This is a genomic window from Methanoregula sp. (assembly GCF_035543475.1).
Lineage (GTDB): Archaea > Halobacteriota > Methanomicrobia > Methanomicrobiales > Methanospirillaceae > Methanoregula.
On the sequence record NZ_DATKKA010000033.1, the window covers coordinates 62,816 to 70,014 of the forward strand.

A 7,199-nucleotide genomic window follows, 5' to 3' on the forward strand; every position below is an offset into this window, starting at 1 on the left:
TAAACAAACAAAATATATTTTTCGCAGTTAATCAAGGGACACACTGAAAAAACAATCACTGACACTTCTTGCAGGTCTTTTTCTTTTTGATCAAACCGGAAACTACTACGCACGATGAACACGCCTCTTTACCGCAGACATCGCATTTCACGAGATGATCGCTTCCGACTTCCTTCCCGCATATCGGGCATTTCCTGATACATGCATCGCAGACAAAGTTGCCGCAGATTGTACATTTTTTTGAGATATGATCTTCACAAAATGCCTTGCCACAAGAACTGCAGATAATGGCGTGATTCTCGCAGAGATGCATCTTACAGACTTCGCAAATTTTCCCATGATCTTTGCAGAATGCAATCCCGCATTTTTCGCAGACTGCAAAGTTTTTCTGGCGCACTTCAAGAAATCCCAGTTTAAAATGATGAGGACAATAAGCAATGGTATCTTCGAGCCTTCTCCCCGAGCAGGCAAAAATTTCGCGTGTATAGATCGTACCGAGTGCGTTGAAGTGGATTACCCATTTCGGGACACAGACCACTTCACCAATATCGATTGAGATGTCTTTTCGATCCGGGATAAAATCGACAGGCCGGGTTTCTGGAAATGCTGATTTCGTGTCAACGTTGTAGGTAATTCGTTTCGAATTTTTATCTATGACGTAGTCAAGCGCGGTCCTTTTGACGTCCCTTCTTGCAAGATCAAATGGGAGTTTTGTTACCCGGTAGTCCTGGCCGATAGAAATTGTGATCTGGCTGAGGGGAGTGTTATCGTTCGCTTCGTGCAAAATGGCGGACCTGCCTATGCTCTCCTGCCGGCCTTTCGCTGTGAAGGTTTGTGTCAGTTTTTGTGCCAAACCCTCAACATTTTTCCTGATGGGATTATTGACAATCTCGTTGTCCAGGAGATCGATTACGACAACACCACGGTCCTCGAATGTATGTTTCTCTTTGGATGGATCGGTAAAGACCCGCTTGAAGCGGTACTTGTACCGAATATACGGGTGGAAGACAAGCCTCGCATCGCTTACCGTGACGTTTTCCTTATTAATGAGATCAAGCGATGTTGCAGCAACAAAATCGATATTGACCGGAAGAGTCTGCTCGATGGTGATCTTCTCACCCTGTTTTCCGAATCTTCCGACAGACAACGCGAGCCATTGCTCCATTAATCCATCGTGCCCGATCTGTTCGATATTGCGGCTGTCGGCAAACTGGCTGGCATCCTCCGTGAAATCATTGTACCCGACAAAAATGCCTCTCCACCCAGGTCCGAGATCAATAATCTTTTCTGCAAAATCCCGGACCTGGGAGATCCCCACAGGCTGCGAAAAATTCTTGCACTCGATTGCCACTTTGTCGTTTTCCCGTTGGGCAACGATATCGATCTCGTTATGGTATCCCTTGGCTCCCGGTATTCGCTGTCTCCTCTGGGTCATATAACCGTCAGCCTTGAAGATAGCCTCTACAACCTCTTCGAGTTTGACACCAAGATCGTAACTGCTGGTAGCCGGCTGGGGTGGTGACAGGGAAATTTCCTGCGCCGGTTGTTCCGTTGCCGGCGGCGGAGTCACTTCCTCTGGTGTCTGCGTAAATTTTGTGCCGCATTCAGGACAGAACTTTGGAGCGCCCTCAAGTTTTGTTCCACATTCAGGGCAGAATTTCATAATGGGTGATTACTGAGGGGAGACGAAAAAGATTTTGATTTTATTTTTGTAAAAATATTTTCCAATTCAAGATGGGTTAGCAGAAAATATTACAAAGGTAAATTTTCGAAGTATCAATATAAAAAATGGAAGGTAAAAAATCTTAAATGTAGTCTATCAAAGATAATTTTTCTATGGAGTGAATCTTTAAGTGGTTTTGTATTTATCTCTTAATATCATCTTGGCATTTTGTTTAAAATGATCTCAATTTTATTCAACAATATTCGATATTTTCTCAACTAGTGTCCTAAATGCTTCAAATCCCATGAGCTCATCTCTTGTAATCAAGCCCGCAACTCTGGTGCCAAATTCCGATTTTTTAAAATCTCGATTTCGAATCCCCTTTTCGTATTGATATTTACCGACAATATTTTGAATATTTTCAGAAAATTTTCCTTCATTACGCAAATTTTGAATATCTGATTCGATCCACAGTGCTCCTTCCAGTTTTGGATGAAATTTATTCAGGTATTTTGAAAGGAATTGGTTTGAAAAAATATCCTCAAATTCTTTTGTCCCTACAAAAATTACATTTGTTCCGATGAAACCGTCATCGAAGCCTACCTCCCTAATACCTTGACTCGTAAGACTCCTTCGTCCGTCATGTTGAATATCTGCGTCTAAAAATAACAAAGTAGATTTTTGTTTATTTTTATTCAAAAGTTTAAGAAAACTTCGCCAAGAACCATTTCCTTCAATATTTACTAAAACAACACCATCTTCATGTATACTTTTTTGAGTAATTTTTCTATAAAATTCTGGAATTGCATTGAATTCTGTTTCACCTTCAACAATTAAAAAACACCTTTCAAAAAACAAGCTACTATTAGATATACCAGAGATTGAGGAAACATTATCTAAAAATTCCTTAATCTCGTGATCTTCATCACCTTTCAGGTAATTAACATAAGATATCCCATTTTTATTTACAACTTGATTAATTATACGAGGTGGTGCGCGATCAATCATTGATAATGAATGAGTGCAGAGAATTGGTTGAACGTTCACCTCATCAAGCTCAGAAAGTTTTTTGAGAGTATAGTACATTTCTTTTTGTGCTTTATAGTGAAGACTTGTATCGGGTTCATCATATCCACGAATAACTTTTTTGTAGGCTTTTTTTGACCGTACTTCTTTATCCCATTCTGTAATCGCTAAAAACATTCGTTTTTTTGAACCCTCCCCTATATTGTTTATATCGCGCAAACCTTGCCCAAAGTCCGTTTGAAGACTGTTAAGTTGAAAACCACTTCCAAAATCAATCGAAAATTGTCCTGATATATTCAAAATTTTACTATTTTTCTCTCGAATTTTCTCTTTCAATTCTGTTTGAATTTTTTCATCCAGTTCTTGTTTAATTGTGAGCTCTTTCTCAACCAATTCTGGTTTAAGCGTTTCCTGCTGTTGTTCATTAACATCGTAAAAAAAAGATCTATATACCGATCTTAAAGTACTAGCAACTAACTGAACAGGATTTCCAATTGCTGAACTGTTGTAATATTCAAAAATAGGAAGATAACTTTGAATATCATTCCAATTTAATCGGACCCAGTCTTCGGCTTTTGGAATGGTATGAAAGTTGGTTTGAATATATTCACGAAGGAATGATCTTGCTTCATCAACAGTTGTGTAGATTAAATCAAAGGTGGGAAGTATTTCTTTAAGTTGAGCTGCTTTTAGTGCACTTATATCGTTTAATTCAGTTTGAGAAAAAAAGTAAGATTTTATTAGGGCCTCAGATTTCATTTGGTAGTGTTCATCTAATGAAAATACCTTTTTAACACATACTTCGTCATTGACAATAAATTGTTTTGGAAATGTAGGATCGTTTTCGTGAAGGGAACGAAATTTTATTTGAATTTCACATTCTCTTTGAATATCGTCACCAATTTTATGAAAAAGATCTAATGTCATTGGTCGATTATTAAAAAAAATTTCCATCGCTTTTATAATAGCAGTTTTTCCGCTATCGTTCTCTCCAATAAAAATAGTAATTTTATGTAGGGGTATCTCATTGCTATCTTTAAAACATTGAAAGTTTTTCAAATGAATCGACTTCAAATAACTCCCTCCCTCTTTTATTGAAATAAGTATAATTAGTATAAAAATACTTATCATCTTTAATTTAAAATACAAATTTATGACACTGCAAGATATTTTTCTGAAGGCAATTCACGAAAAAAGGATAGTAATAATTGAAGTAAATTCTTTCGAAAAAGGAGTCATCCAAAGAAAATGTGTGCCGTATGATTTTGGCCCAAGCAGAAAATTCAGAGATGGATTCAATAGATATCATTTTTATGATTTGAATAGTCCTGAAGGGTCTCATAACCTCTCAATTTTGCCCGAACAACTTCTGAACATTCAAATTACTGATGAAAAATTTCATCCAAGGGACTACGTTAATTGGAAACCTAATTGGTATGTTAAAAGAGATTGGGGCGAATGTTCATAAAATTAAATGATTCTGTAGTAAAGATTTTTCTATATCCCTCATTATTTAGCTCGAACAGATCAGTATAAATGTAAATTTTTGGGTTTGGCACATTTGTTATAGTTTCCCCCCGCTCCCCTCCTCCTTATATCCCACAACCGCCCAAATAAAAATCAGACACAATGAAGCTCGTCCATATCGCAGACACGCACCTCGGCCTCGCTGCATTTTCCCGGCTCGACCCGGACTCGGGGATGAACCTGCGGGAGAAGCAGATCTACGAGAACTTTCTTGCTGCGATAGACGTGATCATCCGGGAAAAGCCGGACGTGCTCGTACATGCGGGCGATCTTTTCGATGTGGTAAAACCCAAGACCCGGGCCTATACCACGGTGCTCGACGCGCTTACCCGGCTCCACGATGCGGGGATCCCGCTCGTGATCGTGACCGGCAACCACAGCATGACCAAGACCCGGTACACCACCTCGCCGCTCTCCCTCCTCGACTACTATTCCGCGGAGATCCATGCCGCGTACAAGTTCAGGTACGAGCGGGTGGAGATCGGGGATACGATCTTCCACCTGATCCCGAACATGCTCCGCGTGGAAGATTACCGCACGGCCTACGACAGGGTGGAGCTCGCGTCGGGCAAAAACAACGTGCTCGTGACCCACGGGCTTGCCACCACGATCAAAGACAAGCGGCTTGCCACCGTTGCGGAGCACGAGCTCGACAGCACGATCCTCTCCGACAACTTCGATTACATTGCGCTCGGCCATTACCATAACCAGTCGCAGGTCGCAACACGGGCCTGGTACTCGGGTTCAACCGAGTACCTGACCTACGGTGAGATCCGGGACACCAAGGGCGGGCTCGTGGTCGATCCCGGGCGGCGCACGGTCGAACACCTGGACCTCCCGAAGACACCGATGTACGACTGCGGCACGGTGGCCTGCGCCGGGCGTCACGTCCACGAGATCACGGAAGAGATTATCGAAAGGGTGGAGAAGAAGCGGCCGGAGAAGTACTCGCTTGCGCAGGTGACGCTCGACGGCATGTCCCGCGAGCACGGGAAGGGGATCGATATGAAGGCCCTTGCCGGCATCCGGGAAAACCTGCTCGACCTGAAGATCCGGGAGAAGGCACGGGACGGGGACACGCCCGTCCTGCCCCAGCAGGACATCAGGATGATCGATTACCTGCAGGAGTTCGAAGGGTTCGTGACAAAGCACCAGCTCTCCGAAAGGCAAAAGGCGTTCGTTCTTCTGCACGGTAGGGAAATCCTCGCGTCCGCGATGGACGAGCACCGGGGGAGCGTGGAATGATCTTTCCGATTGGTTTTCCGGCAGGTTGTTTTGTGGTCCGGGACAACAATTCGAATCAGGTGAGATTCCTGCCGCCGCCCCCGCGGGGGCGCTCCCGCGGCTGCTTCAATTACCGTACTGGTTTCGCGTACCCGGTAATTGCCCGGCCACGATCCCCGAAGGGGGTGGGCGTGCTCACACATTTCACGAACATATACCGAATCTCGTTCATTTCCAGATCCGCTCATACGTCGTCATCGCAAACGGGGGATGCCCACGCGGCGGGGGCGTGGCCCCCAGGAGCGTCAATAAAAAATCGTTCCGGAGCCCTCCCATGATCCTCGACCGGCTCGAACTCCATAATTTCAAAAGATTCCGGCACGAGGAGATCCGGTTCCGGGACGGCATCACCGGCATCCTCGGGAATAACGGCACGGGCAAGTCGAGCCTCGTGCAGGCGATCTTCTTTGCGCTCTATGGCGTGCAGGCAACCGGGATTGCCGCTGACTATATCGTCTCATCGTTTGCATCTCCCAAGGAGAAATGCGAGGTGCGGCTTGACTTCCGTATCGGTGGGGACACATGCACAGTAGTCCGCACGTTCAGGAAGGGAAAATTCGTGACCCACGATGCGACATTCCATAAGAACGGGAAACTGATGGCTACCGGTGTGAGCCAGGTCGAGACTGAGATGAAGCGGACGCTCGGTATGGGGCCGGTGGATTTTAAGAATACCATCTATGCCGGCCAGAAAGACCTCCTGACCCTGCTCGAGAACACCCCCGGCAAGCGCAAGGAGTGGTTCTTACGGGCTCTCGGGATTGATTTTTTGAAGGCCGAGAGCGAGAAGATTTTAAAAGACCTGATTGATGTAAAAACAGCAGAACTCCAGAGAAAGGAGGGGGAACTCTTGGCCATGACTGCCCGGCAGAGCCCGGAGGAGTTCGCGGCGCTGGAGGCAACCGTTGCCCGGTTCCAAGCAACAATTGCGGAGCACACGAAGGTACGGGTCCTTCACGAGGCCTGCCGTGCAAAACTGGAAGCAGACCTGAAACTGCTTGCCGAGAAGAAGACTGCATATGCCCGTCTTGTCCAGAAACAGCAGATTCTCGAGCGTGAACGGGACGCTGATTTTGTTAAGGTAAAGAACCTCGAGGCTTCGCTTACCCTGGTCGCGGACGAGGAAGCGGAGTACCATCGTATCGAGAGAACAGCCGGTTCCTATGCTGAGATCCGGAAACGGCTGGACGGTCTGCAGCAGAAGAAGGCTGAATATGTCCGCCTCACGGGCGAGCTCGGGTTTGCGACCCGGGAGATTGCCGATCTTGTTGAACGGGCGGAGAAAAAGCGGGCCCTGATCAAGGGTCTGGAGGCTGATGCTGTAAGGAAGGCAGAACTCATCGCCAAAGTCCGGGCCGGGCTTGGGACCGCACAGGATATCGCGGAGGACCGGCTTGAAACCGCTGTCAGCTACCGCCTCGCGGAGATTAACAAGCGGACCGGCACGTTCGATACGCAGCAGAAACATTACAAAGAGGAGCGGGAAAAAATCCTTACCGATCAGAAGACCATACGGGAGGCCGGGCCTGATGGCACCTGCCCGCTCTGCCGCCAGAAACTCGGTTTGCACTTCGGGAGCCTTGATGCAGAGTTCACGCAGAAACTGCAGGAGCTCACCGATAAGTCAGTCGCGGATCTCGAAAAACAGGAAAAACTCGGGAAAGAGAAGACCACGGTCGAGTCCTTAAAACCATTGCTG

The 7,199-nt window shown here is 45.9% G+C and carries 5 protein-coding genes; 3 read left to right on the forward strand and 2 right to left on the reverse strand.

Features of this window, described 5'->3' with window-relative positions; all coding sequences use genetic code 11:
• Positions 1-55: 55 nt before the first annotated feature.
• On the reverse strand, positions 56-1,663 hold the full coding sequence (locus VMS83_RS10860) for a restriction endonuclease (RefSeq protein ID WP_325412679.1): 1,608 nt from the start codon (positions 1,661-1,663) through the stop codon (positions 56-58).
• A gap of 249 nt (positions 1,664-1,912) precedes the next feature.
• The gene (locus tag VMS83_RS10865; protein ID WP_325412681.1) at positions 1,913-3,763 is read right to left on the reverse strand and encodes an ATP-dependent nuclease; all 1,851 of its coding nucleotides are present in this window, start codon (positions 3,761-3,763) and stop codon (positions 1,913-1,915) included.
• 79 nt (positions 3,764-3,842) lie between these two features.
• On the opposite strand from VMS83_RS10865, the gene VMS83_RS10870 reads away from it, so the two are divergent.
• The 3 genes from VMS83_RS10870 to VMS83_RS10880 all read left to right on the forward strand — a co-directional run.
• Positions 3,843-4,157 (forward strand): hypothetical protein, encoded by a 315-nt coding sequence (locus VMS83_RS10870; RefSeq protein ID WP_325412683.1) that lies wholly within the window; start codon positions 3,843-3,845, stop codon positions 4,155-4,157.
• Positions 4,158-4,318: 161 nt separating this feature from the next.
• A complete protein-coding gene (locus tag VMS83_RS10875) occupies positions 4,319-5,461 on the forward strand; it encodes a metallophosphoesterase family protein (protein ID WP_325412684.1) in 1,143 nt (380 codons plus the stop codon).
• Between the two features lie 313 nt (positions 5,462-5,774).
• On the forward strand, positions 5,775-7,199 hold a 1,425-nt coding region (locus tag VMS83_RS10880), incomplete at its 3' end, for an AAA family ATPase (protein WP_325412686.1).

What these genes read in the sequence shown, in the direction of transcription:
- VMS83_RS10860 (WP_325412679.1), bottom strand. Translation starts at nt 1,663, where the DNA reads ATGAAATTCTGCCCTGAATGTGGAACAAAACTTGAGGGCGCTCCAAAG.
- VMS83_RS10870 (WP_325412683.1), top strand. Translation starts at nt 3,843, where the DNA reads ATGACACTGCAAGATATTTTTCTGAAGGCAATTCACGAAAAAAGGATA.
- VMS83_RS10875 (WP_325412684.1), top strand. Translation starts at nt 4,319, where the DNA reads ATGAAGCTCGTCCATATCGCAGACACGCACCTCGGCCTCGCTGCATTT.